The organism is Polycladidibacter hongkongensis (assembly GCF_001561995.1).
Lineage (GTDB): Bacteria > Pseudomonadota > Alphaproteobacteria > Rhizobiales > Stappiaceae > Pseudovibrio > Pseudovibrio hongkongensis.
The window spans coordinates 16,203-42,198 of record NZ_LLWC01000024.1 but is presented as its reverse complement, the minus strand read 5'-3'; the positions used below and the strand labels follow the sequence as shown (position 1 = coordinate 42,198).

The 25,996-nt window shown below is 52.3% G+C and carries 18 protein-coding genes; 8 read left to right on the top strand and 10 right to left on the bottom strand.

The features are described 5' to 3' along the window. Positions 1 to 65 precede the first annotated feature (65 nt). The 5 genes from AYK82_RS11685 to AYK82_RS11665 all read right to left on the bottom strand — a co-directional run bounded on the left by AYK82_RS11685 (position 66) and on the right by AYK82_RS11665 (position 9,078). Positions 66 to 1,340: a porin gene (locus tag AYK82_RS11685; protein WP_068315873.1), complete on the bottom strand. Its 1,275-nt coding sequence runs from the start codon at positions 1,338 to 1,340 to the stop codon at positions 66 to 68. Between the two features lie 582 nt (positions 1,341 to 1,922). Beyond that, entirely contained in the window at positions 1,923 to 3,329 is a 1,407-nt protein-coding gene (locus tag AYK82_RS11680) for a porin (RefSeq protein WP_068315870.1), read from the bottom strand. 577 nt (positions 3,330 to 3,906) lie between these two features. Next, the gene (locus tag AYK82_RS11675; RefSeq protein WP_068315867.1) at positions 3,907 to 5,436 is read right to left on the bottom strand and encodes a porin; all 1,530 of its coding nucleotides are present in this window, start codon (positions 5,434 to 5,436) and stop codon (positions 3,907 to 3,909) included. Between the two features lie 696 nt (positions 5,437 to 6,132). Beyond that, on the bottom strand, positions 6,133 to 7,575 hold the full coding sequence (locus tag AYK82_RS11670) for a porin (RefSeq protein ID WP_068315864.1): 1,443 nt from the start codon (positions 7,573 to 7,575) through the stop codon (positions 6,133 to 6,135). Between the two features lie 399 nt (positions 7,576 to 7,974). Next, positions 7,975 to 9,078 carry a porin gene (locus tag AYK82_RS11665; RefSeq protein WP_068315861.1) on the bottom strand — a complete coding sequence of 368 codons (1,104 nt, stop codon included), beginning with the start codon at positions 9,076 to 9,078 and terminating at the stop codon, positions 7,975 to 7,977. 572 nt (positions 9,079 to 9,650) lie between these two features. On the opposite strand from AYK82_RS11665, the gene AYK82_RS11660 reads away from it, so the two are divergent. Together AYK82_RS11660 and AYK82_RS11655 are read left to right on the top strand one after the other, a co-directional pair. After that, positions 9,651 to 11,273: an arylsulfatase gene (locus AYK82_RS11660; protein WP_068315858.1), complete on the top strand. Its 1,623-nt coding sequence runs from the start codon at positions 9,651 to 9,653 to the stop codon at positions 11,271 to 11,273. A 72-nt stretch (positions 11,274 to 11,345) separates the two neighbouring features. After that, complete coding sequence (locus AYK82_RS11655) at positions 11,346 to 12,338, top strand: HAD family hydrolase (RefSeq protein ID WP_068315856.1); 993 nt, start codon at positions 11,346 to 11,348, stop codon at positions 12,336 to 12,338. A gap of 72 nt (positions 12,339 to 12,410) precedes the next feature. Here the strand turns inward: AYK82_RS11655 and phnE (AYK82_RS11650) are convergent, their stop codons facing one another. The 5 genes from phnE (AYK82_RS11650) to AYK82_RS11630 form a co-directional block, all read right to left on the bottom strand. After that, positions 12,411 to 13,766, bottom strand: a complete 1,356-nt coding sequence (phnE, locus tag AYK82_RS11650; RefSeq protein ID WP_208976481.1) for a phosphonate ABC transporter, permease protein PhnE — start codon at positions 13,764 to 13,766, stop codon at positions 12,411 to 12,413. A gap of 12 nt (positions 13,767 to 13,778) precedes the next feature. Continuing rightward, positions 13,779 to 14,654, bottom strand: a complete 876-nt coding sequence (gene phnE, locus AYK82_RS11645) for a phosphonate ABC transporter, permease protein PhnE (protein ID WP_068315850.1) — start codon at positions 14,652 to 14,654, stop codon at positions 13,779 to 13,781. Positions 14,655 to 14,766: 112 nt separating this feature from the next. Then, positions 14,767 to 15,696, bottom strand: coding sequence for a phosphonate ABC transporter substrate-binding protein (gene phnD, locus AYK82_RS11640; protein WP_068315848.1), 930 nt, complete (start codon positions 15,694 to 15,696; stop codon positions 14,767 to 14,769). 39 nt (positions 15,697 to 15,735) lie between these two features. Continuing rightward, entirely contained in the window at positions 15,736 to 16,581 is an 846-nt protein-coding gene (phnC, locus tag AYK82_RS11635) for a phosphonate ABC transporter ATP-binding protein (protein WP_068315845.1), read from the bottom strand. A gap of 237 nt (positions 16,582 to 16,818) precedes the next feature. Further along, the gene (locus tag AYK82_RS11630; protein ID WP_068315842.1) at positions 16,819 to 19,221 is read right to left on the bottom strand and encodes a glycoside hydrolase family 9 protein; all 2,403 of its coding nucleotides are present in this window, start codon (positions 19,219 to 19,221) and stop codon (positions 16,819 to 16,821) included. A gap of 151 nt (positions 19,222 to 19,372) precedes the next feature. Between AYK82_RS11630 and AYK82_RS11625 the strand changes: the two genes are divergently transcribed. The 6 genes from AYK82_RS11625 (at position 19,373) to AYK82_RS11600 (ending at position 25,914) form a co-directional block, all read left to right on the top strand. After that, positions 19,373 to 20,380, top strand: a complete 1,008-nt coding sequence (locus AYK82_RS11625) for a LacI family DNA-binding transcriptional regulator (protein ID WP_082733896.1) — start codon at positions 19,373 to 19,375, stop codon at positions 20,378 to 20,380. Positions 20,381 to 20,423: 43 nt separating this feature from the next. Continuing rightward, positions 20,424 to 21,656, top strand: a complete 1,233-nt coding sequence (locus AYK82_RS11620; protein WP_068315837.1) for an extracellular solute-binding protein — start codon at positions 20,424 to 20,426, stop codon at positions 21,654 to 21,656. A 231-nt stretch (positions 21,657 to 21,887) separates the two neighbouring features. Continuing rightward, on the top strand, positions 21,888 to 22,928 hold the full coding sequence (locus AYK82_RS11615; protein ID WP_082733912.1) for a carbohydrate ABC transporter permease: 1,041 nt from the start codon (positions 21,888 to 21,890) through the stop codon (positions 22,926 to 22,928). After that, a complete protein-coding gene (locus AYK82_RS11610; RefSeq protein ID WP_068315833.1) occupies positions 22,928 to 23,767 on the top strand; it encodes a carbohydrate ABC transporter permease in 840 nt (279 codons plus the stop codon). The genes AYK82_RS11615 and AYK82_RS11610 overlap by 1 nt, the downstream gene beginning before the upstream one ends. A 25-nt stretch (positions 23,768 to 23,792) precedes the next feature. After that, the gene (locus AYK82_RS11605; RefSeq protein ID WP_068316437.1) at positions 23,793 to 24,854 is read left to right on the top strand and encodes an ABC transporter ATP-binding protein; all 1,062 of its coding nucleotides are present in this window, start codon (positions 23,793 to 23,795) and stop codon (positions 24,852 to 24,854) included. Between the two features lie 76 nt (positions 24,855 to 24,930). Continuing rightward, positions 24,931 to 25,914, top strand: a complete 984-nt coding sequence (locus AYK82_RS11600; protein ID WP_068315830.1) for a hypothetical protein — start codon at positions 24,931 to 24,933, stop codon at positions 25,912 to 25,914. Positions 25,915 to 25,996 lie beyond the last annotated feature (82 nt).

Sequence of the window (25,996 nt, the reverse complement as noted above, 5' to 3'; positions counted from 1 at the left end):
TTACTGCGCAACGGGCTTCGTATTTTTCGCGAAAACTCTTTGGTTTTTAAACCAAATCAGAATGCCTAGAAGGTGTACTGAACGCGCGCACCAACTTTTGCCTCATCCGAGTCGTATTTCGTTGTTTTAACTGATGCAGCAGCGCTGCCACTAGCTGGAGTAGTCACCTTCTGCTTCAGCTCAGCTGTGGCGTAACCCGCATCCAAGGCAACTTTCAGACCTGCAACCGGCGCCCAAGTGATTGACGCATCCACGGCGCTACGCTTGATGTCCCAGTCGTAGTTCTCGTAGTCCGCATCAACCTGCACATATGACCCGTCAACGGCGAACGTCACCTCTTCGGTCAGCGCAAAGCTCATACCACCGCCAAAGCTGTAACCATCAGCGTCAATGGCCTCAAGCAGCGCAATCGAATCAGATGATTCATAGGTCACCGGTGTAGTATCACTGGAAACATAGGTCACCTTGCCGACGTTATCGCCCAGACCAAGATAGTCAAGCGCAGCCTTGGCATATGCCGCCTGGAAGGTGACTTCCGCGCCGCCAATGCCCAAGCTATCAAGATTCAAGCCCAAGGTTGCACGGCCCGCATAGCCATAATCACTTTCAGGATCGAGATCGAGAACGGTTTCAGAACCCGCAGCAGTATCCTTCAATACAAAGTCATCCTTCACCGCGTGCATCGCCGCACCCACAGAGAAGGAGCCCCAGCCCTGCTCGATGCCAAGCTCACCCACCACATCAACGCTGTGGTCAGCACCGCCACGGGAATTGGAATCATCAAGGCCAATCGCGGCGCTCACGCCGTTACCCAGCGCAGCACGATAGTTCACCTGCAACAGGCCGGTATCAGAGAAGTTACGCCCGACAACGCCAACTTCCGCTGCACCGGTAAAGCCATCAAAGACAGAGCCAAGCTTACCAATGGTCAATGTGCCATTGCCAATGCCAAACTGGATGTAGGTATCGTCCACCTTGGCTTTACTCTTACCATCCTCGGTGTATTCGGTGATCCACTCCGCATGGGTTTTGATAAGACCGATCTCGGTCTCGGTCATGCTGTCGAGATAGAGATAACCACGGCTTTCAAAGGTGTACTCGTCACCATGGCTTTTGCCATCATTGTCATCCTGCATATTGCCGGAGATGATGGTGCCGCGATAACGCCCGCCGATCTTGATGCAGGTGTCTTTACCCGGCAGCTTGAAGTAACCGGCGCCAAACGCATCACACGCTTGCACATAATCGACAGGTTCAGCAACCGCTGGCAGATCCGCAGCAGATACAGAGCCAGCGCTCGCGGCAGCCGCTGCTGCCAACGCAATCAATTTCGCATTCATAAATTCTGACCTTCACAATGAGATATCAGCCCCCGCATAGGTGGAAAACGCGTGGGGCAAAGGTTATGTTCATCAGCGACAGGATCGCCAAAGCACCGCCGCTGGAGAGGACCATGCGCCCTTCCCGCTCCTTCCTCAAGAATATCGGGGGCAGTTTTGCCATTGCATCAAATGGTGGGGCATAAACTGTAGCTCTGAAGCAACAGCGACCCACTTGCACAAAAATCACAGTTCCAAAATACTAAAGTCGAAATAAACACAAGTTTCAGACAGGAACCATAAGCTTCCATTAGCTATTCATTCCGCACGAATACTCAATCATTTCTATGGTTTTGTTTTTCAACAGCCCTGCAACAATTACCAGATGCGCTTCCATGCAGCTAAAAACCTAGGCATCCGCAACAATCAAATTCGGCGCCCGCCAACAGCCCGCCGCGCCGCAAACAACAGAATCTGCCGCAAATTCTTGGTCGGCCCACACGCAAAAAAGACACTCTGGCAAACGAAAATGGCCCGCGGAGTCGCCCCCGCGAGCCATCAAATTCACCTGCAGCTCGGCTGCAAGAGATTTAGCCAAACACCTTAGAAGGTGTACTGGATACGTGCACCGACTTTGAAGTTGTCGTCTTCGATAGAAGACTTGCGTGACGCCTTCTTGCTGTCGTCTTTAGTGTCTACGATGTCGTAGGTAACGTCGGTTTCGGTGCGGTCCCAACCGGCATCCAGAGCCAGCACAAGACCAGCAACCGGCGCATAGGCGATAGAACCGTCTACACCATAGGAAACCTGATTGAAGTCATAACCGAACGCAACATCTTCGCTGTCGATTTCGTAAGACACGGAACCGTCGTTAGATACATTCAGGTAAGAACCGTCGATGGCGAAGGTCACTTCGTCGGTAACGGCAAACTTCATACCACCACCGAAGGAGTATGCAGTCGCACCTTTTGCGTTAAGCGCCTTTGAGACTGCATCACTAATTGCATAGTTCGCTACAGCAGTATCGGATAGGTCCACAGCGGTGAATGTATCTTTTAACTCGCCGTCATCATCAACATCAAGAGTAACGCCAGCTGCCGCATAAAGCGCCTTTTCTTCAGTTGTTACGAGATGACCTTCACCTTTTCCAGCCATAGCTTCGTTCAAAGCAACTTTCTTCGCATCATCAGCAGTTGCGAGATACGCGCCAGTTTCCTTAGCAAAGGTCACATCATCGTTAGAAGCACCAGCGTATTTCAGAGCGTCTTTCGCGTATTGACCGCCAAGGCCGATGGTGATCGCGTCCATGGTGAACTCGCCATTTGCGTTCACAGCATAGCCGACTTTGTCAAAGGCACTCTGGTGCGCAGCAGCAGAAACCTTAACTTTGCCCCAGCCCTGTGCCATTTCCAAAGCACCCTGCAGGTCAACTTTGTGATCTGCACCGTCAAGAGCGTTGGAATCTGCCAGCGCCATGGTTGCAGTTACGCCGTTGCCAAGCGGAGCAGCAAAACGAACCTGCAAGGAACCGGTGTCAGCCCAGTCACGGTCAGCTACGCCAACCTCGGCAAAACCGGTGAAGCCGGCAAAGGCATCGCCCATTTTACCGAAGGACAGATCGCCAGCACCCAGAGAGAACTGGATGTAGGTGTCGCCAGAACCGATTTTCTCGCCACCCTTTTCATCGTGCTTGCCGGTGAACTCGGTGTAGGTTTTGATGATGCCGATTTCGGTGTCGGTCATGGAGGTGAGGTACAGGTAACCCTTGGAAGAGAACTTGTACTCGTCGCCTTTGGAATCCTGCAGATCGCCGGAAGTCGCATCTACGCGGATACGGCCACCAACTTTGATGCAGGTGTCTTTGCCTGGCAGTTTAAAGAAGCCGGCACCAAAAGCGTCACAAGCCTGTACGTAGTCAACTGGCTCGGCAGCAGCTGGCAAATCAGCAGCTTGAGCAGAGGTTGCAGCAGCAGCAGCGGCGGCAGCCATAGCAATAAGTTTAGCGTTCATAAATCCTGACCTTCGGAATATAAAGTCTCATTGGAAGGCGCGAAAATGTTTGGAAGATCCCCGCGCAAACTGTCAGCCCCGTTCAGCCATCCAAGAGGAGTGCCGTTCAGCGCTGCACCAACCATATGTTTTTCCGCGCCCCCGACAACGCAGCACTGTCAAGATTATCTAGTTTGATCGCTCCATCAATATTGGGTGTGTCAAAATAAACACGGTCAAAAATGCAACAAAATCAACGAATGCCTACTATTCATTCCACATAGATAAAATTCTATCTATCTAGACTATTGGAGTTTCGGTTTCTTGGAAAAATTCTCCATCGAGAATACATAAATACTTCCAAAACTGTTTAAATTTATTGGCTCTGTGGAAAGAAACCGCTCGATAACACCCCGACGCGAGCCCCATGCCACCCCCATACCACCCCCATGACATCAGGGGCAGATGGCTATTAACCACCAACCACGCGAGTCAATCACCACCCCCCCTGCGCAGGACGCAAAAAGGCCCGCGGAGTTACCCCCCGCGAGCCCGTCAACTCTATAGCAGCCATGCTGCCAAGAATTAGCCAATCACCTTAGAAGGTGTACTGTACACGTGCACCAACGCGAACGTCGTCAGCAGAAGTTGTCTGCTTAGCTTTGCTCTTACGGTCCAGAGATTCAGCAGTGAAGGTGGTTTCAGACTTGTTCCAGCCAGCGTCCAGCGCCAGAACCAGACCGGCAACTGGGGAGTAAGCGATAGAACCGTCTACACCATATGCCTTACGGTCAGTGTCAAAGCCGTATGCTTTACCGTCGCCGATTTTGGCATCGGAGAAGGAACCGCTTGCAGTGATTTTCTGGTAAGAACCGTCAACCGCAAGAGTTACTTCGTCGGTCAGTGCAAACTTCACACCACCGTGTACGTTGTAAGCTTTTGCACCTTTTGCTTCGCTGTTTGCCAGCGCAGCAGCAGCTGCTGTGTTGTAGGCAGTTACGAGTTCAACGCGTTTGAACGCCGCACCAGCAGTTGCCGCATTACCAGAACCGAACACGCCATTTACGTATGCAAGCGCAGCAGCATCATCAAGATTCGCACTAGCGTCACCGCCAAGCACCTTGATTGCGGCTTTATGCGCATCGGTGTAATCACCCGCATCCACAGCGGTAACTACCAGATTGTCGCCAGCGGCGTTTGCCGCAATACCCAAGTCTGAAAGCGCTTTAATCTTAGCAGCATCGTACTTGTACTTTACAGCATCGGTATTTGCAGCCAGATACAAACCTTCCTTAACATCAACGCCGAAACCGGTGATATCACCAGCTTTAGCACCAACGTATTTCAGCGCGTCTTTGGAGTACTGGGCGCCAAGACCAACAGTAACCATGTCGTAGGTGAATTCGCCGTTAGCGTTCACAGCATAACCGGTTTTGTCGTAGGCAGTCTGGTGCGCTGCACCGGAAACTTTAACCTTGCCCCAGCCCTGTGCGAATTCCAAAGCACCCTGTAGGTCAACTTTGTTCTTACCACCTTTAAGGTAGTCAGAATCTGCAACTGCGAGAGTAGCGGACAGACCATTACCCAAGGAAGAAACAACACGCGCCTGCAAGGAGCCGGTGTCAGCCCAGTCGCGGTGCGCAACGCCTACAGCAGCATAACCGGTGAAGCCAGCGAAAGCATCGCCCATTTTACCAACGGAAACGTCGGTGTTGCCCAAGGTGAACTGAACGTACGCATCACCAAGACCAATTGCTACATTCTGGTGACCATCCTTATCGGAGTCCACGTCATGCGCGGTATGTTGCGCAACGAACTCGCTGTAGGTTTTGATCATGCCGATTTCAGTGTCGGTCATGGAGGTCAGATAGAAGTAACCTTTGGTGTAGAACTCGTAGTTCTTACCTTCGTTTTTAACTTTCAGGTTACCGGATTTGATGTTCGCACGGATGCGGCCACCGATTTTAACGCAGGTGTCTTTGCCTGGCAGTTTGAAGTAACCGGCACCGAAAGTGTCACAAGCCTGTACGTAATCTACTGGCTCAGCAGCAACAGGCAGATCAGCTGCCTGCGCGGAGGTTGCAGCAGCTGCAGCAGCGGCAGCCATAGCAATAAGTTTAGCGTTCATTAGTCCTGACCTTAAATTCAGAAATTTCATTGGAAGGTGCAAAGCTGATAACTTCAGGCTCAGCACAAGTACGAGCAAAAACAACCTTAAGTTGATTTATTTCGATGGCCTTCAACCTAATGAACGGCGCGGTTGGCGCAAGTATGCAATTAATGTTCTATGTGTCTCACATTGTTCTCTCATAGGTTGTGTTGCAATTTTACCTCTTTTGCATACTGCACATGCTTTCGATTTTTCGAGAAACTTGGTTTTGTCTATTGGAATAAATTGTATATTTTCAGTACGTTAATAAGAATATCTATTATGAAATCCATAAGAACGCCTTATCAACAGCACCAGACAGAAATCATGCATACTTTGTGTGATTTCATGCAAATGGCACTGTCATCTGCATATTGATTCTCGAATGACGGGTTATCAAGCTGCCTTTTTGATGATCTTCAATTTTCCTAAGCGGTCTCGCAGCAGATCGGCAGGATACGCCTAAATACTGCAATAATCTCGTTTGATTGTGAGTTCATCAGCCACACCTCAGCAGCCCCTGCGCTCTGAGAGGCGCGCAGCTCCTAAGGGCGCGTGCCCACGTTGCGCGATCCCTTGATGTCAGTGCCTACAGGCCAAATCACAAAAAAGCCCGCCAGCAAGCTGCTGGCGGGCTCAAATCATGCATTACGCACCGGCGAGGCCGGTAGGCAATTAGAAGGTGTACTGTACGCGTGCACCAACTTTAACGGTGTCAGCAGAAGACTTAACCTTACGGGCTGCCTTAACAGCAGCACCACCAACGATTGAGCCAACAGAGTCATACTTAAAGGTGGTGTCTTTCTTTTCCCAACCAGCGTCAAGAGCAAGCACAAGACCTGCAACTGGAGCATAAGAAATCGAACCATCTACTGCGTAAGCTTTTTGCTCGAAGTTGTAGCCGTAGTCCGCTGCGGCGATTGCTGTACCGGTGTGAGCCAGTGTACCTTTGTTGTCGAGCTTCATGTAGGAGCCATCAACTGCGAAAGTAACTTCTTCAGTAACAGCAAACTTCACGCCGCCAGACAATGCGTAGGCTTTAGCGCCTTTTGCATTAAGCGCGCCAGCAAGAGCAGTGCTCAGCAGAACGTTTTCATCGGTTACAGTAACTGCTGCTGCTTCATCATCCGCATCGAATACAGCGAAGTCAGCATCAAGAGAACCATCTGCATCGAGAGCCAAGCCTGCTGCCTTCGCAATTTCTTGCTCTGCCGCTGTTAGAATGGTTGCATCAAGCTTACCTGCAAGCTTAATATCAGCGTAATCTTTTGCGCTGATAAAGTTCTGCCAACCTTCTGCTGTGTAGGTTACGTCTGCGTTCTTCGCATCAACATATGCCAGAGCGTCTTTTGCGTAAGCAGCGCCGAAGGCAACTTTGGTGCCAGCAACATACTGACCCAGATCCAGCTCAACCTTACCGTTTACGCCGTAACCGGTTTTCTTGTATTCGTTCTGGTGTGCAGCTGCTGCGATTTTCGCAGAACCCCAACCCTGGGAAACTTCAAGAGCACCAACAAAGTCAACTTTGTTGTCTGCGCCGCCGTACTTGTTGGAATCTTCCAAGGACAGCGCTGCGGAGATGCCGTTACCCAAAGAAGCGGTGTAGGAAACCTGCAGAACGTCGTTATCAAACATCTTGCGGTCTACAACACCAACAGCTGCATAACCGGTGAAGCCGTTGAATTTAGAACCGGCACGACCGATAACCAGCTGACCACCAGCGATACCCAGATCGATGTAAGCATTGCCGATACCTACGGTAGAAGCACCTGCCTGATCGTGAGTTGCAGTGAACTCGGAGTAAGTCTTGATCAGACCGATTTCAGTGTCGGTCATGGATGTCAGGTACAGGTAACCTTTGGTGTAGAAAGAGTATTCTTTCGCCTGAGATTTACCGTCAGCGCCTTTTTTGAAGTTGCCGGTTACTGCGTTTGCACGAATACGACCACCAACTTTGATGCAGGTGTCTTTACCTGGCAGCTTGAAAAAGCCTGCGCCAAAAGTGTCACAAGCCTGTACGTAGTCTACTGGCTCAGCAGCAACAGGCAGATCAGCTGCCTGTGCGGAGGTTGCAGCAGCTGCAGCAGCGGCAGCCATAGCAATAAGTTTAGCGTTCATTAGTCCTGACCTTCCAATAAGTCTCTGTATTCAGCTTCTCTTGCGCGCTGTTTGGAGCAGCGCCCGAGCTGAAATCCCGTGTCGGCAGCACAAACTATACGTGTTCGTGCCTCGCCAACGAACGTATGAGTGCATCACAAAATGCTGGAACGCAACCCAGATAGAACGATTGAAAGGCCACACCACTTTCTGTAGGGAACTTCTGTTGCAAATGCAGCACACATATTATGCGTGGTGAATTTAGAATTGTCGAAGCATTTGCTAAAAAACCGCAGAAATCCGCGATAAGTGAAAATTAATTGCGATGAATCGCTTTTTCACAGCCCAAAACACAGTGAGGCCCACCAGCACATGGCTGACGGGCCTCACCAACAATAACCAGCTTATCTGGTAAACTGATTAGAAGGTGTACTGTACGCGCGCACCGAGTTTTGCTTCTTTTGTTTTCGCATCGGTTTTGGTTTCAGCGTAACCAGCGTCAACTGCAAGCAGCAGGCCAGCAGCAGGCTTCCAAGATACAGAACCGTCAACTGCGGAACGCTTGGTGTCGAATGCTACGGCAGAATCTTCCACTTTCAGGTAGGAACCATCAACTTCGAAGGAAACAGTTTCGGTCAGCGCAAAACCAAGACCTGCGGAAAGAGCATAACCCTTTTGGGTTGCTTCTCCAGCAGCTTCAAAGCCGAGGTAGTCCATTGCCTTGTCAGCGTACTGAGCTTGGAAGTTTGCAGACGCACCAGCAAGACCAACAGCGCCAAGGCCGAGGTTAACAGTACCGCCAACTGCGTAACCGGAATCATCCGTACCATATACATCGTGGTAAGCGCCAACCAGCTGAGCAGAACCCCAACCTTGTGCAACTTTCAGCTTACCAACAAGGTCAACCTTGTGATCTTCACCGCCACGGTAGGAAGAAGATTCAGCTGCAACAGCTGCGCTTACGCCATTACCCAGAGCTGCGGTGTAGGAAACCTGCAAGGTGCCGGTGTCGGAGAAGTTACGGCCGATTACACCAACCGCAGCTTTACCAGTGAAACCGTCAAACTGCGAAGTGGTTTTACCGATCAGGAAGCTACCAACATTGGAAGAAATCTGGATGTATACATCTTCGGCAGTCGCATCATCGGAAATGCCATGAATGTGATGCGCTGCAGATACTTCTGCGTAGGTCTTGATCAGGCCGATTTCAGAATCGGTCATGGAAGTCAGGCGCAGGTAACCTTTTGCGTAACCTTCGTAGTCGTTCGCATCACCTTTCAGGTCGCCGGAAACAACCTGAGTACGCACACGACCACCAACGCGGATGCAGGTGTCTTTGCCCGGCAGCTTGAAGAAGCCAGCGCCAAAAGCATCACAAGCCTGAACGTAATCAACAGGAGCATCTACTGCTGGCAGGTCAGCAGCTTGAGCAGAAGTTGCAGCAGCAGCTGCAGCAGCAGCGATTGCAAGAGCCTTAAAGTTCATTTCGATCTTCCAAACTTTGTTTTTGCTCGATGTTGTCATCGAGATTTATTCCTGTCAGACGCCTAGCCCGGGCATACTCGCTAAGAAAGCCTGTCCCGAACCAACGTCCGCAGCTCTTGTCTAATGGAAAATCAGGGACGCAGAACCCGCAAACGAAGATAAAAACCGATCAATTTACGTATTGTTGCATCTAAATCACACTATATACTTTGTGATATTGATCACATAAAGATGCATACTATAGATTTTAAATTGTGATTGAGATTACATACTTCGTATAACTTTTGTAAATTCAAAATTTACAACAGTCATAAGCGAAGCAAAGTTATTAAATACTACACATATACAATATCCATAAAATTAATATCTCGCCCTGCAAACAACAAAGATTCATGTCACCAAGCAACAATCCACCTAAACAAAATCCGCCAACAAACCACACTTGCTAAGTTGTCAAATACTCAAACACCACCCACCAGTTATTTCCAAGTCAACAGCGCAATCCCTCATATTTTATGCCATCGTGTAAGCAGAAATTGACCAGACTCTTTAGCAAGTCCTCAACTTAAACACCGTTGAATTGGTAAGCACGTCGCTAAAGAGAGGAAGTCATGAATACACTGCTAAAATATGCCATGACGCTAAGCCTGCTCGCTGTCCCCTCCTCCACTTACGCCCAAGCGGAAAAGACAAGCAGCGCCGCTGGCAGCAAGCCAAACATTTTAATGATCATCTCCGACGATACCGGATACTGGGATCTTGGCCCCTATTTCGGCGGCAAGGCGCGAGGTATGGATACGCCAAATCTTGATCAAATGGCGCATGAAGGAATGATCTTTACCGATTTTTATGCTCAGGCGTCGTGCACACCTGGACGCGCAGCAATGCAAACCGGCCGTATCCCAAATCGCTCCGGCATGACAACAGTTGCCTTCCAAGGTCAAGGCGGCGGTCTTCCAGCCGCTGAGTGGACGTTGGCCTCACTCTTGAAAGAAGCCGGATACAACACTTACTTCGCGGGGAAATGGCACTTGGGCGAAAGCGACTACGCCTTGCCCACCGCGCATGGCTACGACAAAATGGAGAACACTTTTCTCTATCACCTCAACGCCTACACCTACATGATGAAAGAGTTCAATCCGCAAATGTCGGATGAACAACGCGCGTTCTTTCGCAAAATTACCACGGGTGTCCTAGAGGGAGAAGCTGGCGGCAAGACCAAGGAAGTCCTGACAGCGGCAAACATGACAGTCGAAGACCTTGCCAATCTTGATGCGGTAACCCAGCAAAAATCAATTGCGGAACTGGAACGGCTCGCAAAGCAAGACAAGCCCTTCTTCATGTCGATCAATTGGGCTGCCAACCACCAGCCCAACCTACCCTCCAAGGACTTTGTGGGCAAATCGGCAATCAAAAACAAATACGGCGATAAGGTCGTTGAGCTGGATTTCCATACCGGCAAGCTGCTCGACAAGGTGAAAGAGCTTGGTATCGAGGAAAACACACTCGTTTTCTACACTGTTGACAATGGCGCTTGGCAAGATGTCCACCCTGATGCTGGCATGACCCCATTCCGCGGTACCAAAGGCACTGACCGTGATGGTGGCTGGCGCGTTCCTGCCATCTTCAAGTGGAAAGGGAAAATTGAACCAGGCTCTAAAAGTTCGGAAATCGTCGGCGGACTTGATCTCATGGCCACCTTCGCCGCGCTTGCGGGCGTCGATCTACCCAAAGAAGATCGAGAAGGCAAACCCATGATCTTCGACAGCCACGATATGAGCCCGGTTCTGTTTGGCGAAGGCAAATCCTCACGCAACCACTGGCTCTATTTCACAGAGCAAGAGCTCTCACCCGGCGCCATTCGCATGGGCCCATGGAAAGCGGTCTTCAACATGCGCGGTGACAATGGCGCCAAAGCTGGCTCCGACGCACCAGCACCGGAACTCGGCTGGCGCGGAGCTGAAAAATATGTCGCCACTGTCCCCCAAGTCTACAACCTCTGGGAAGACCCGCAGGAGCGCTACGATATATTCATGACCACTGGCCGTGAGAATACATGGACCGTCCCGTTCTTCATGGGAGAGCTGGAGAAGGTGGTCAAGAGCTACGAGAAGTACCCGCCCCGCAAACTGCAATCGGAATCCTATACCGGCCCGATCACGATCAACCGCTTCCGTTTGATGGAAAAGGTAAAACCGATCTTGAAGAAGCAAGGCATTGAGGTCAATCAATAGCCCTTGACCTTTGAAACCAGCAAAAGGGAAGGACGCACTGTCCTTTCTTAATTCTATCTAGAGGGTTAGGTGATGCATAAAACACTCAAACGAGCCGTCACGCTCATTTTTCTTGGCATTTGCTCAATCGGGCCAACATCCCTTCTCGCTTCTGCCGCTGATCCGCTCCCCTCATGGCAGGACACGCAAACCAAAGCCGCGATCACTGCGTTTGTTCAAGCCGTTATCGATCCGGATAACCCGCGATTTGTACCACAAGATCAACGCATTGCGACTTTGGACAATGACGGCACCTTGTGGACAGAAAAGCCGCTCTATATCCATGTGCTCGCCAATTTTGAACGCATGAAAGAGCAGATGCAGCAAAACCCATCGCTCAAAAAACAGCAACCTTATACAGCCATTGCCAGTAAAAAACTGGATTACTTCAAGGCCCTCTATGAAAATCAGGGACTAGACTCTCTTGTGGGCCAATTAATGGCGGTCCCCTACGGCGGCATGACCACAAACGACTACGCGAACTGGATACGCAACTGGGCCAAGGACTGGCAGCACCCCAAGTTCAAGCGCCCCCTGAACCAGCTCACCTACGCGCCCATGCGCGAATTGATCACCTATCTAAAAGACAATCAGTTCCAAGTTTACATCTTTACCGCCGATGAAGGCGACTTTCTAAAACTGTTCTCGCAAGAGCTCTACGGCATCCCGCCGCAAAATGTCTTCGGCTCCAGTGTGCATCGTGACTTCACCATGCGCGAGGAAGGCACCGCTATAACCCGCGCCTACCGCATTCAATACATCAACAACTGGAGCGCCAAAGCACGGCTGATCAATGCCACTTTCGGCCATGCGCCGACACTGGCAGCTGGCAATTCCAATGGCGACCTGCAAATGCTGCAATACACCAGCGCCAATGGCGGCCTGTCGCTGCTGGTACACCATACAGATGACAAGCGCGAAACCGCCTACGACAGCCACACTGATAAAGTAATGACAAACGCCCAAAAACACGGCTGGACTGTCATCGACATGGTGCAGGATTGGCGCTCGGTTTTCAGCAAGTAAGAGCTGAACAAGTTAAAGGGGAGCGCAGCAACCTGCCCTCCCCAATTAACTCAATTCAAACAAAGAGTGGTATCACTTGCCCTCAGCACCTCCCGCAATTAGTTTGCGGCGCAGCCAGCCAGACATGTTGTCCATCAAAATCACCACCGCGATAATCAGCACGATCAAATAGGTGGTATTCTCCCAATCCTGCCGGGTGCGCATTGTTTCCAGCAGCTTCAAGCCAATCCCCCCGGCCCCCAGCGCGCCGATAACCGTCGCCGAGCGGGTGTTGGATTCCAAATAATACAGCATCTGCGAAACGAACAGCGGCAAGATCTGCGGAAACACGCCAAAGCGATACTTCTGTACCGGCGAAGCACCCGTTGCCTGCATCCCCTCCACCTGCTTTTTATCCGCGTTTTCAATCGCCTCTGAGAACAACTTGCCGAACGTTCCCGTATCCGTGAAGAAAATTGCAAACGTTCCTGAAAGCGGCCCAAGTCCGAACGCACGGATGAAAATCAACGACCAGATCAGGTTGTCAACGCCGCGCAGAAAGTCAAAACAGCGGCGCAGAGTAAAACGGCCAAGCTTGGAAGGGTTCACGTTATTCGCCGCTGCAAAGGCCAGCGGCAAAGCAACGATCCCACCGATCAACGTACCCACAACCGCCATCACCAGCGTTTGCAACAGGGCATAAGCTACCTCACCATGCTGCCACTCCGCATTCGTCCAGAATTCAGAGAACACCAGTGAAAGATTAGAACGCTCGGGCTCAATGCGCTCCGCGGAAAACACAAGGGCCCAAATCTGCCCAAAGCTCATACCATTCAGCACACTGTCAAAATCAAACCAGAAGTTCTCCCAGCCATTAAAATAGCGCTGCACTTCCACCTTGCTTTTGGTTGCCCAGATACGGGTGTAAAGCGTCGGCCTTGCATTCACTTGGGTTTTGGACAGCTTCAACCATTCCGGCAGTTCACCGCCCAAATAACGCGGCACCCCATCCCCCACAGCAAAGCGCAGCGGCTCGGCATAATCGGGATGGCTGTAGCTCATAATCCCACCCGATATCTGTAAGATCCCGTCATCCCCAAGGTCAATCTGTGCATCTGCGCCATTTGTCTGCACCCATTCTGGATGCTGCTCGTAAACAGCCCGCTTGCTGCCCTCAAGCGAAACAATGTAGCCTTGTTCTGGCTTTTTGAACTGGTACTTCACATGCACTTTGTGTGCGTACGCATCCAGCGCGTAAAGGCTAGCCATATCCATCCGCGCTTTGCCAAGTACACCGGATACATCAAAGGCAAAGAAGCTGAAAACCAGATAACAGGCCACCGCCAATGTCGCCAGCGGGCCAACCAGCCGCTTCGCCAGCGGTAAGGCGACTACATCGGGATACTTCGCTGCCATTGCTTCAACATCTGCAATATTTGTCTTGCTCATAGCATCCATCCCCTAGTGCGCACCGGCTGTGCCGATAAGTTTCCGGCGCACAAGGCCAGAGAGGTAATCAATTGTGGTGATTGATATAACCAGCATGAAGATAATCACCAGAATGTCCGCACCGTAGTTCCAATCCACCACGGCCTTTAGCTCGGCCCCAAGGCCACCTGCGCCCACAAACCCCAAGATGGCTGAGGCACGTACATTGATTTCCAGCCGCAACAAACCATAGGAGAAGAAGTTCGGCAGCACCTGCGGCAACACACCAAAACGCACTTGCTCAAACCAGTTTCCGCCAACAGATTGAATGCCTTCCACCGACTTCATATCTGCGTTCTCATTGGTCTCTGAAAACTGTTTGGCCAGCGCCCCAATGGTGTGAAACGTCACCGCAGCCACCGCAGCAACAGGCGTCGGTCCGAATATGAGCACCAGAAGCAGCGCAATCACAATTTCAGGAAAGGCGCGTGTCACATCCATGATCCGGCGCATACAAAACACCAACAGCCGACTTTGCACCAGATTGCGGCTCGCAACAAAGGAAAGCGCGCCCCCTAGCCCAAAGGCAATCACGGTCGAGACCAACGCAATATTCAGTGTTTCAAGCAAAAAGGGGAAGTAGTGCACCACAAGACTGCCAAGCCCGGCCAACCCTTTTTCATAGGCACCAACAAACAAATCTACCGGGTAATCAAAAAACTGCGATAGCCCAACCCAAAAATCTCCCGAGTTGGCTTCATTGGCAATCATCAGCCCGCCAAAGATGGCAAAAACACATGCCGCCAACAGCAACAAGGTGTACAAATTTCGCTGCCGGGAAACCCGGTGGTAAGCCAGCTCAATTTCATTGAGTTTAGGGGAGGCAGCAACAAAGTCTCTAGCGGCCACGATCATCTCCTGAAGAGGCAGTAAGGGTATTCTGGCAACTTGTTTGCCAGCTTAAAAACCCCGCGCAAAAAGGGCGCGGAAAAAGATCTCCTCTTTCCGCGCCCGGCATTAATTAGTTAGCTTTTTTCTTCGCTTCGATTTTGCGACGACGCGCTTCAACAATGGTTTTGTAGAAGCTGTGGTCAACATCGATAAAGTCAGCATACTCGCCGCCTTGCGCGGAATAGAAACACTCGGTGTCGTCATGCACCATGGCTTTCAGGGAAGCGATGACTTTCTCTTTAACGTCAGCTGGCAAAGAAGAGCGCAGCACGAGCGGGCCATTCGGGATCAGTGGTGACTGCCAGATCTGCACCAGATCAGACATATCAACCATGCCTTTGTCGACCATCTTGCGCAGGTTACCGGAGGTGTAACCTTCTTCCCATTCACCAACGCCAGAGGCCCATGTTACGCCGCCGTCAACATCACCGTTCAAAACGGCAAGAACGTTTTGCTCATGACCACCAGAGAACTGGGTGGAGGCAAAGTACTCTTTAACATTCAGGCCCATGTCGTCAAACGCAACGGACGGGATCAGGTAACCGGAAGTGGAGTTAGGATCCGCAAAGCCAAGACGCTTACCCTTAAGATCTTCTAGGGTCTCGATGCCGCTATCAGCGCGAGCAACCATCACAGAATAGTAACCGGTCGCACCGTCTGTCTGTTTGGTGGTCAGAACCGGCTCAACAGCCTTCGGGTCTGCCAGATAGATTGCGGAGTAACCGGAGGCGCCCAGCTCGGCATAGTCCAGATTGCCACCCTTCAGGCCCTCGATGGTACCGGCGTAGTCAGCAGCCGGGAACAGTTTAACAGGCACGCCCAGCAGCTTTTCAAAGCGATCAACCAGACACTGGTTGGAACGCAGACGGTCCGCCTCGTTCTCACCGCCCAGAATACCAATACGGAATTCAGTGATCTTGTCTGCAGCAACAGCGGCAGAGCCGGATAGTGCAGCAGCAGAAACAGCAGCAGCAACTGCCAGTTTAGCAACAAACTTCATCGGAACACTCCATGTGTTTTTAGAAAAATAAAGAGACCCTTAGGCCGGTATCGAAGCTGGTATTGGCATCACTGCCACAGCTTCCCCCTCATCGGCACGCGTTGCACCACTGCCAGCAAGAGAGGTTTTCGTTGTCGCCTCGTCAAAGCTCTCGTCTGCCCCGTAAATATCGCGGGCAACAGCGGTAGAAAGCTCGCTCGGCAAACCATCAAATACGATTTCACCATCACGCATCCCGATCACGCGGTCACAATAATTCCGCGCTGTATCAAGGGTATGCAAGTTACAAATAACAGTCAGCCCATCTTCGGTATGAATGGCCCGCAGCGCATCCATCACCACCTGCGCATTCATCGGGTCGAGCGAAGCAATCGGCTCATCTGCAAGCAGCATTTTCGGCTCCTGCATCAATGCACGGGCAATCGCCACGCGCTGCTGCTGGCCACCGGAGAGGTTCTCCGCCCGCTTCATCGCTGTCTCGGCAATACCAAGACGCTCCAGCTTCATCAGTGCCTGCGCCCGCTCTTCGCGGCTAAACATTTTTAAAAGGCTGGCTACTGTCGAGTGCTTGTTGAGCCGACCGAGCATAACGTTAGTCAGCACATCAAGGCGAGGCACAAGGTTGAACTGCTGAAAAATCATCGCGCAATCATGCTGCCAGCGGCGTTTCTCAGCGCCCTTCAGGGCCAACACATCAACACCATCAATTTTCAAGGAGCCAGCCGTCGCTGGCGTCAGGCGGTTCACCATGCGCAGCAAGGTGGACTTGCCAGCGCCGGAACGGCCAATAATTCCGATCATCTGCGGCTTGTCGACACAAAAACTTGCACCTTTTACAGCCACATGGGCGCCAAATTCTTTTCGAACGGCTTCGAACTGGATCACGAAAGACCTCATGCGTTACGTTTTCAACTACGCAAAGGCCATAGCAATGTTACAGTGCGATGACGTTATTTTTAAAGTTATTTGAAGCAGACTGTAACTAGTTGATAGACGCTACGTACTACACCAGAATATATCCTTTTTATGACACTAGATCTCGCAGCTTTTTTACGTTGCACCCTCAAGGGCAGCTCTTGCGCCCGCTTGTTCAGATTCGCAAAATCACGTAGGTCCGCTTTATCATTCCCGCAAATATGGCCACTCTGCCATTAGCAAGCTTAGGTACACCGCCCACATCGCCTGCCAGTTCACGGCAATTTCATTGGTTGCAAATGAGCCAGGATGGTCCGCATAGGCGCGAAGCGGCGCTTTCCCCTTTAGCCTGCCCAAGGCCGGGTCGCCCTTTAAGAAGGTGGTATTTGGCCCCCCAATCAGAAAACCCGCGGGCATCGTGATTGCTCCAGACATCGCCGGTCGAAAATGGGGCAACTTGGTAACCGAGCCCACCTCCGCCGACACCGGCCCACCGGTTACATAAGTGCGGCCCAGCGGATTGGCTCCGTAAAACCAGTGCCGCAGCTGCGCCGCGCTCTCGCTGTATCGCCCATCACCACTGGCTCGCGCCCACATCAGCCAATGCCAACCGGTTCCGGCCAAAACACTGTTCGACCCCCATACCGTGTTCTCCCCCTCTTTCAAGGGAATATCCCAGAATGACCGTTGCATCAGCACTCTTGCATGATGTGCCGCCTTGCGCAGGCCCCGCTCCACGTCGCTTGCCAGTTGTTCTGGCAATTGATCCCGCTTTGTCCACAAAGCCCAGTGCGCCAGCACCGCCATTTCATCCCACGCCAACCCCTTCTTCGGATGCACGGTGGACACCACCATCTCCCCCAAGTGCTGCGTGATAAAATTCAAGGAAACTTCACTCCCAGTTGCATACCAATACGCTGCCTCCGCAAACAGGCGCTCGTCCAGATCATCGTCATCATCATATGGCCCGCCATATTCATAGCCACCATACATGAGCTCAACCATTTCAAGCTCGCGGTTCGCCCGAAGCCATGTCATCGCCCGCTCCCCAGCTTCGCGAAACCTGAACGCCAAAGCATCCGCGCCTTGCCCGCCAAGCTGCGCATAAACCTCACTTGCCAACAACATCACCGAGGCAAAATCTGCTGTTGCTGTTGTTGTGACGGGCATGACCCACTTGTCAGCACTATCGGTAAAGGGTGTCGTTGTATCCAGCGGCCACCGCTGACTGGCGACCTTATGATAAACAGCACCATCCGCCCTTTGCATTTTAAGCAACCAGCGCAGCTCATGCAGCGCCACCGCGTGCCAGCTGCTCGTCCACGCAGCATCATTCATCTGCGACGGCTTTGCCAGCGGTGAAACGTCCTCCGGTAGCGCATCTTTTGCATGCAAGGCTGTCACTAGCATCAACGCCAGCGAGTAGGCACCATTCACCGTATAGCGGCCATAGTCACCCGCATCATACCAACCGCCTGCAACATCCATCCTGCGCGCGCCATTAGGGAAAAGCAGCGCAGCTTTGTCTTGCCTATGCGCCCCGGCATAGGGCCCCTCATCTCCGCTGGAAAGCGTATAAAATGCCCCCCAAGCCTTTTTGGCCTCCTGCGCCACCGCGTCATAAGCCTTACCAATTTGGATTGCGGTTGCCTGCCCTGTCGTCCGCTCATGCGTGGCGGGCACAAACACTTGATAATGCCCCTTGTCCTGCAGATGCTCCAGATAAAGGCGGGAAACCCGGCTATGCGACGCCCGCGAGCGCACCCGGCTTACAGGGACGGTCTCCAACCACTGCTCCGCATGTGCCAATGCCTGCGCATCCAAAGCTTGTACCGGTCCCGCCAGTTGCACCGCCACATCGGCAAACTCTTGCAGATCGTCGCCTTTGCCGAGCCCATCACGCCAATCGATGAACACCCCTTTGGGCTCGTTGGGCGCAAACGGCAAGGCAGATGCGCGCGGACGCTGCGCAAATACGCGCTCATCCTTTTCAGGCCACACAACAATCCGAAAATCACTCAGCCTTATCTGCGTGGCCTCGGCACCGGCGGTCATAAACGAAAACTCGGAGAGCGACAGTTCATCGCGACCCAAAACCATCCGGAAAACTCCCGCGCGCGGCGGCAGGAACCCCTTCCCGTCTGGCCCGCGTGAAAGCTGAAACGAGGGCACGCCATTATCTGCCATCGCGCTCACAGCTTCCTGCCCGTTGAGTATGGGCTGCAACAACTTGCCCGCCCACAACGGCGTGTGAGAAGCACCGATCTCAATACGCATCTCAAAATATTTGCGCCCAAAGGGAAGCGCCTGATTAAAACGCAAACTCCAGAACGTCGCGTCATCAAATGGCTGCTGCGTTTCATCACGCAGTGTAATGCCGCCTCGCGAATCTATCGAAGCCTTCAAGCGGCCCTTTTTCCATAAATCCCCCGAGACTTCAGGGATAGACAACTGAACCACAGTTTTTTGCGGCCTCTCTTCTGCCGCCAACGGCGCTAGGCTGACACTGGAAAAACACAGCACAAATGACAGAATACCAACAAAATATCCCAATTTTTTCATAGAGATACCAAGAACCCCGGCTAAGTTCACCCAACGAATTCCAGTCATTTGCCCCCCACACCGCTTAAAATCACTTGATGAAAGCGCTTTCATATATCAGAATGATTATGATTGCAGTTGCGCTACGCAGCAACCGACAAGAAAAAAGGGCCGAGAAAATAGGGAGCGTCCGGTCTAACAAAAACTGGCGAATAACAATTTGGTCACACTAGCAACTGTTTCCCGCGCTGCGGGAGTTTCTACCGCCACGGTATCAAGGGTCATAAACCAGCCGGAAAAGGTAGACAAAAGAACCCGGGAATTGGTGGAGAAAACCATCAAGGAACTCGGCTACAGGCCCAATCACTATGCACGAACTCTGGCCAGCAAAACCTCACGCACCATAGGGGTCATCGTGAACCGTTTTGCCTCAACCTACTACGGCCAGATGCTGGAGGGAGTTGAAACAGCGTTGGAAGTGCACGGCTACAAAACCATAGCAGAATCCTCGCGCGAAAGCGCAAAAGGCGAGCAGGAGGCCCTCACCTCTCTGCTAGATCGCCAGTGCGATGCTATTGTTATGCATACCAACCAGCTCACGGACGCACAGCTGCGCCCCCTCCTGCAGGAAAAACAGCCCATCATTCTGCTTAATAGGCACTTGGAGGGTTACTGCCAGCGCTGCATTTATCTGGACAATGAAGCCGCCGGGGAGCGCGCTGCAAACTATCTGCTGGATTGCGGTCACCGCCAGATCGCCATGATCACCGGCTCCGATGAGTTTCATGAAGCATTGGCCCGTACCAAAGGCTTTCGACGTGCCTTTGAAAAACGTGGTTTGGAGCTCAATGAGGATCTGGTTGTCAAAAGCCGCTTTGGCTTTAAGGGCGGTTACGATGGCTTCAAACAGCTGCAAAAGCGCGCTGTGCCCTACACTGCCATTTTCTTCCAAAGCGATGAGATGGCAATCGCTGGCATAGAAGCAGCACAAGAGTATGGCCTATCCGCCCCCGCTGACTTCTCCGTTCTGGGGTTTGATGATGTTGAAGCGGCGCAATATCTCACACCAAAGCTCACCACCATGCGCCAGCCCCTCAATGAAATCGGCAAGGCTGCAGGCCTTTTGGCTCTGGCCGAGTTCACCGGAAAGCAAGAATTTTTTGACGGAAAGAGAGAGTTCGAGGCGACAGTCAAACAGCGTGCGTCTGTCACCTCGCTTGGAAGCTAGAATAGATTAATTGCCTGATTTTAGCACGCATAGGGAGGTTTATATGCGTAAGACATTGGCACTTGGGATTGCCGCGTCACTAATGGCATTTTCAGCTCAAGCAGGGGACATCCGCCTTGACGGTTTCCCCGATTTCAACTCGCATTTGGACAAAATCATTCCGGTCTATCAAGAAGACCATGCTGACGCCAACATCACCTACCAGATGAACAACCACGGCGATCACCACAAGCGCCTCACCACCAACCTTGCCACCGGTTCCGGTGCCGGTGATATCGCGATTGTGGATGTGGGCTTTATTGGCACCTTCATCAATTCCGGTGGCTTTGAAAATCTCTCCGGTGCGGACTACGGCGCCGACGCCCTTGCAGACCAGTTTGTCGGCTATGCATGGGCACAAGGCAAAGGCGCCGATGGCAATCAATACGGTATTCCAGTCGACATCGGGCCGGGCGTTATGTACTACCGCCGCGATGCACTCAAAGCCGTTGGCACCGACATCGACAGTGTCATCAAGGATTGGGACAGCTACATTGCCTATGGCCGCGAGCTGAAAAAGCGCAACATCTACCTGATCGCCGATGCCGCGGATGTGGCGGGGCTTATCATCCGCACGACAGTTAAAGAAGGCGAGGGCTTCTACTTCGATAAGGACGGCAACTCGCTCATCACGTCGCAGCGCTTTGTCACCGCCTTCAATCTGGCCAAAACCATCCGCGATGAAGGCTTGGACGCCGAAATCGGCTCATGGACCAACGAATGGTATGATGCCTTTAAATCCGGCAGTGTCGCCACCCAGCTCTCTGGCGCATGGCTACTGGGGCACTTGCAAAACTGGATGGCACCAGACACCGCCGGCCTTTGGGGCGTCTCCAACCTGCCAAATGGTATCTACGGTTCTTGGGGCGGCTCTTTCCTCGCCATTCCAAAACAGGCGAAGAACAAAAAGGAAGCTTGGGAATTCATCAAGTTTATGAGTGCCGATCCGCGCGCGCAGATAGCTGGCTTGAAAAACATTGGTGCCTTCCCTGTGCTGACCCAAACCTACACCGACAGCGCCTTTGATGAGCCGATCGATTTCCTAGCAGGGCAGCAAGGTCGTCAGCTCTTCGCCCATGTGGCCCAGCGCGTGCCTGCCGTTGCACCAATGAAAGGCGATCTCATCGCCGAAGATGTGGTGCTGAACGGGGTCCTGCGCGAGGTGCTAAACGAAGGCAAGCCTGTCGAACAGGCCCTGAAGGAAGCAGAGCGTCTCATCAAGCGCCGCGTGAAATAGGCAAGCTCCGCGGGGCTTGGCAACTCCAAAGCTTCGCGGGCGATCAATACCCAAACTCAGCAGAGTTTAAAAGCAATGGCAGGGCAACCCGATTGCCCTGTCCCTATTGGCTCTCGCAACGTGCGCAGCTTCTTTTTCTTTTTTACAAACAGCAGCCTTTCAGTTCTCCAGTGCCATGGCACAAGGCATCAAGGAATTGCCCTGCCGTACACCAAGCATCAGGAACCACTCATGAGTGATCAGGCCCTATCCCCTGCTCCCCGCAGCGCTGAGACCAGTCATCCCCCGCTGCCTGAAACCCATTTCATCCGCCCCCCCAAAAAACGCGGACGCCGACTGTTTAACTCTCTTCAGCCGTGGCTATTTATCAGCCCCTTTATCATTATTTTCTGCCTGTTTACGCTCTTCCCCCTAACCTTCTCTGTTTACCTCTCCTTTCAAGAGTGGAACCCAGTAACCGGTCTTTCCGGCATGAACTATGTCGGCGTGCAAAACTATGTGGAGGCCTATGACGACCCTTGGCTTTGGAAGTCGCTCTATAACACCTTTTGGCTGGCCATTGTCTCCGGTGTACCGCAACACCTAATCGCCGTACCAGTTGCCTATCTCTTGGTCTACGCCGTGCGCTCCAGCTTGCGCCATGTGCTCACCGCCACCATGTTCATCCCCTTCATTACCTCCACTGTCGCCGTGGCGCTGATCTTCTACTCTATCTACTCGGCCAACACCGGCATTTTAAACCAAATGCTGCTGGGCGCCTCCAAACTTCCGCTCATTGGCGCCCTGTTCGCGTGGGTACCAGACGTGATGCCCATCAAATGGCTCACCAAGTCAGACCTGATCAAACCCGCCATTGCCGCGGTGGTCATCTGGAAATACACCGGCTTCAACATCGTCATCTATTCCGCTGGCTTCGTCACCGTGCCCCAAGATGTATACGATGCTGCCAAAGTGGATGGCTGTAACCGCCTGCAACAATTCTGGCACGTGGCCCTGCCGATGATCCGCCCCTTCATCTTCTTCGCCATGACCCTTACCATCATCGGCAATCTGCAACTCTTTGAAGAGCCGTTCATCCTCACCTCAGGCGACACCGGCGGTGTGGGCCAAGCAGGGCTGACCACCTCCTACTACCTCTATCTGGTGGGCTGGGAATGGCTGGAAATGGGCGCCGCCGCCGCTATCTCTTGGATACTGTTCCTCATCATCGCCATTGCTACCTCGATCCACTTTTATTTCAATGGCCGCAAAGGCATGGAGGGCAACCGCTAATGTCGACAAAATCCCTTTCCCTCAGCGCAACCGCCACCGCCAAATACGGCTTCTTGATTGTCAGCGTGCTGATAACGATTTTCCCCTTTGTCTGGGTCGCCATGATGGGCTCGCACACACGGGCGGAAATCTTCTCCGCGCCGCCTCCCTTTTATTTTGGCGATGACATTCTCAACAACTACCAGCGCCTTTTAGAAATCATGCCCTTCTGGCTGGTGCTGTGGAACTCCCTCACCGTTGCCACCTTGGGTACAATCGGGGCGGTGTTCTTCTGCTCCCTGTGCGCCTACGGCTTCTTTGCCTTCGAGTTTCGCGGCAAAAACATCGTCTTCGGCCTCATGGTAGCCTCCATGATGGTACCGCCGGTCTTGATGTTGATCCCGTTCTTTCTAACGGTAAAATTCCTCGGCCTGCTTGATACCCACTTTGCCATCTGGTTTCCCGGCGTGGCCAACGCGTTTGGCATCTTCCTTGTACGCCAATACATGGTCTCCTCTATCTCTAAGGAGCTGCTGGACGCCGCAAAAATCGATGGCTGTTCGCACTTTCGTATTTTCTGGTCCGTGGTCATGCCGCTTATCAAACCGGCGATGGCCACTGTTGGCATTGTCATGTTCATTGGCCTTTGGAACAATTTCCTCTCGCCGCTCATCGTCCTGTCCTCACCAGATAAATACGTCCTCACCCTTGCACTGCGTTCGGTGCAATCCTTTGCCAACACGCCGTGGGGCGCAGTTATGCTCGGTACCTTCCTTTCCATGTTGCCGCTGCTGATCGCCTTCCTCTTTTTCTCCCGTCAAATGATGGCAGGCCTGACCGCGGGTGCTGTCAAAGGCTAAGGCCGAACCAGAAGGATCCATTTTCATGTCTTCACTCGATCTTCTTGGCATCAGCAAATCCTTTGGAGCAACAGAGGTGCTGAAAAACATCGATATTCATGTAAGCGAGGGCGAATTCATAGCGCTGGTTGGCCCCTCAGGCTGTGGCAAAAGCACCTTGCTCCGCCTCATCTCCGGCCTTGACGAGCCCACCTCCGGTGACGTCGTTCTTGGCCAGCATGTGGTCAACGATCTCACCCCGCGCGAGCGCAACGTGGCCATGGTTTTTCAGTCCTACGCCCTCTACCCGCACATGAATGTGGCCGAAAACATCGGCTTCAACCTGCGCATTTCCGGCGTACCCAAGGCAGAAATAAATCAACGGGTCGCCGACACTGCCGCCATTCTTGATCTGACAGAGTTGCTCACCCGCAAGCCCTCGCAACTATCCGGCGGCCAGCGTCAGCGCGTCGCCATGGGCCGCGCTCTAGTGCGCAATCCGAGCCTGTTTTTGTTCGACGAGCCTCTCTCCAATCTGGATGCCAAGCTGCGTGTGCAAATGCGCGAGGAAATCAAGCGCCTCCACGCCAAAGTCCGCACCACCTCAATCTACGTCACCCACGATCAAATCGAGGCCATGACCTTGGCAGATCGCATCGTTATTTTAAACGAGGGCATCATCCAGCAAGTCGGCACTCCGAAAGAACTATACACCAAACCCGCCAACCCGTTCGTCGCTGGGTTTATCGGCTCTCCAAGCATGAACCTGCTAGAGGGCAAACTCACCCAGTCCGGCGATACCATTCAAATCGAACTGGACGGCGGCGTAACCTTGCCTTGCCCCCAAACGGCGCCCCAAAGTGCTTCGGGCAGGGTTATCATCGGCATGCGTCCCGAACATCTTCATCTAGGCGAGGCAGCAGCGGGCGCGATCAACATCACCGGACGTCTGGACCATGTGGAGCCCACCGGCGCACAAAACCACCTCAAGGTGAAATTCGGCAAGAACACCATCACAGCAACCGATAATACCCTGCAAGATCTTGCTAGCAACGCGGAGGTGACCCTCTCGTTACCAACGGACAAGCTGCACATCTTCGCTAACTAAGTCCACGGTATTTGAAGGCTGTTTCGCACAGCTCCAGCAGGTAAAATCGGCGCATCGAACCCATTGAGGAAACACGATGCGCCGTTCACTCATTTATTCTTGGATTGTCGCTGTTTTTCTAATTGCGGCAAGCATAATCATCACCCACCATGTACATCGTCATAGCGCGAAACAAGCTAAACTACGTTACCAACAACTCACGCAAGAGCAAGTACGGCTCACGGACGCCGGGCAATTCTGGCTGCAGCGCGCCATTACCGTAGAAGCAGATATAGCCCCTGCAGACTCTGAGCGCAGCCGCATTCGTAAGATACGCGAATGGGCCTACGCAAACATAAATCGGGCAGATTCACAGTGTTTGTTTGAGGAGGAAGTCGGCTACCAGATCTATCATCATCCCCCTTTTGAAGTCAGCTATATGGCGATCGATCAAGGACTTGGCTATTGGTGCGGTGGGACCGGACTTTTCCTTGCGGATCTCTACAAGCTCTTTGGATTTGAAGCCGGAATTATTGACGTTGGCATTCCAGAGGTACAAGCAACACATGTCGTCACTCTGGTTCAGCTCTCCGATGGTTTGATAAGCCTGCAAGATGCCTATTTTAACGAGGAGCTGATCACTCGTAACGGCACACTTGCCGACTTTGGCATGTTCCTAAAAGATTTACATCAGCACCAAAGTGAAGACTATGTTTTTCAAACAGGCAAAGGTCGCTGCAAGCCACTGGTCGGCACCAACGAGCGCCTACTTGGCCCTGAAAAATTCACCCACTACAACGCCGGTCGCTACCTAAAACATTACACTGACAAAGTTACCCGTTGCCACGAATTCACCTTTGCTAACTTCACGCGCCAAGATGATAAAATTCTGCATGAACTGGAAAAAGTAACTGGTCAGCCTGATAGAAAATACATCTACACCCTGCCCCTTGGCGGCACAGAACTCGCGTTCCGTTTCATCACCTGCGACAAAGACGATAAATGCAAAGTCAAGCCCGCATACTCGAAAACGAGTAGAGACCAAACACCGTATCTATCTCGGGCAAACATAAACTATTGAATTTGAAAGAGGATGGCGGACACGGAGGGATTAGAGCAATGGCTGTTTTCTGCGGTTTCTTGGACTTGTTAGGGGCAAAATC

Bases quoted from the DNA above. Each gene is read 5' to 3' on its own strand.
- AYK82_RS11660 (WP_068315858.1), top strand. From the start codon at position 9,651: ATGAATACACTGCTAAAATATGCCATGACGCTAAGCCTGCTCGCTGTC.
- AYK82_RS11600 (WP_068315830.1), top strand. From the start codon at position 24,931: ATGCGCCGTTCACTCATTTATTCTTGGATTGTCGCTGTTTTTCTAATT.
- phnE (WP_208976481.1), bottom strand. From the start codon at position 13,766: ATGAGCAAGACAAATATTGCAGATGTTGAAGCAATGGCAGCGAAGTAT.
- AYK82_RS11610 (WP_068315833.1), top strand. From the start codon at position 22,928: ATGTCGACAAAATCCCTTTCCCTCAGCGCAACCGCCACCGCCAAATAC.
- AYK82_RS11620 (WP_068315837.1), top strand. From the start codon at position 20,424: ATGCGTAAGACATTGGCACTTGGGATTGCCGCGTCACTAATGGCATTT.
- AYK82_RS11680 (WP_068315870.1), bottom strand. From the start codon at position 3,329: ATGAACGCTAAACTTATTGCTATGGCTGCCGCCGCTGCTGCTGCTGCA.
- AYK82_RS11685 (WP_068315873.1), bottom strand. From the start codon at position 1,340: ATGAATGCGAAATTGATTGCGTTGGCAGCAGCGGCTGCCGCGAGCGCT.
- AYK82_RS11665 (WP_068315861.1), bottom strand. From the start codon at position 9,078: ATGACAACATCGAGCAAAAACAAAGTTTGGAAGATCGAAATGAACTTT.
- AYK82_RS11630 (WP_068315842.1), bottom strand. From the start codon at position 19,221: ATGACTGGAATTCGTTGGGTGAACTTAGCCGGGGTTCTTGGTATCTCT.
- AYK82_RS11605 (WP_068316437.1), top strand. From the start codon at position 23,793: ATGTCTTCACTCGATCTTCTTGGCATCAGCAAATCCTTTGGAGCAACA.
- AYK82_RS11655 (WP_068315856.1), top strand. From the start codon at position 11,346: ATGCATAAAACACTCAAACGAGCCGTCACGCTCATTTTTCTTGGCATT.
- AYK82_RS11615 (WP_082733912.1), top strand. From the start codon at position 21,888: ATGAGTGATCAGGCCCTATCCCCTGCTCCCCGCAGCGCTGAGACCAGT.
- phnD (WP_068315848.1), bottom strand. From the start codon at position 15,696: ATGAAGTTTGTTGCTAAACTGGCAGTTGCTGCTGCTGTTTCTGCTGCT.
- AYK82_RS11675 (WP_068315867.1), bottom strand. From the start codon at position 5,436: ATGAACGCTAAACTTATTGCTATGGCTGCCGCTGCTGCAGCTGCTGCA.
- AYK82_RS11670 (WP_068315864.1), bottom strand. From the start codon at position 7,575: ATGAACGCTAAACTTATTGCTATGGCTGCCGCTGCTGCAGCTGCTGCA.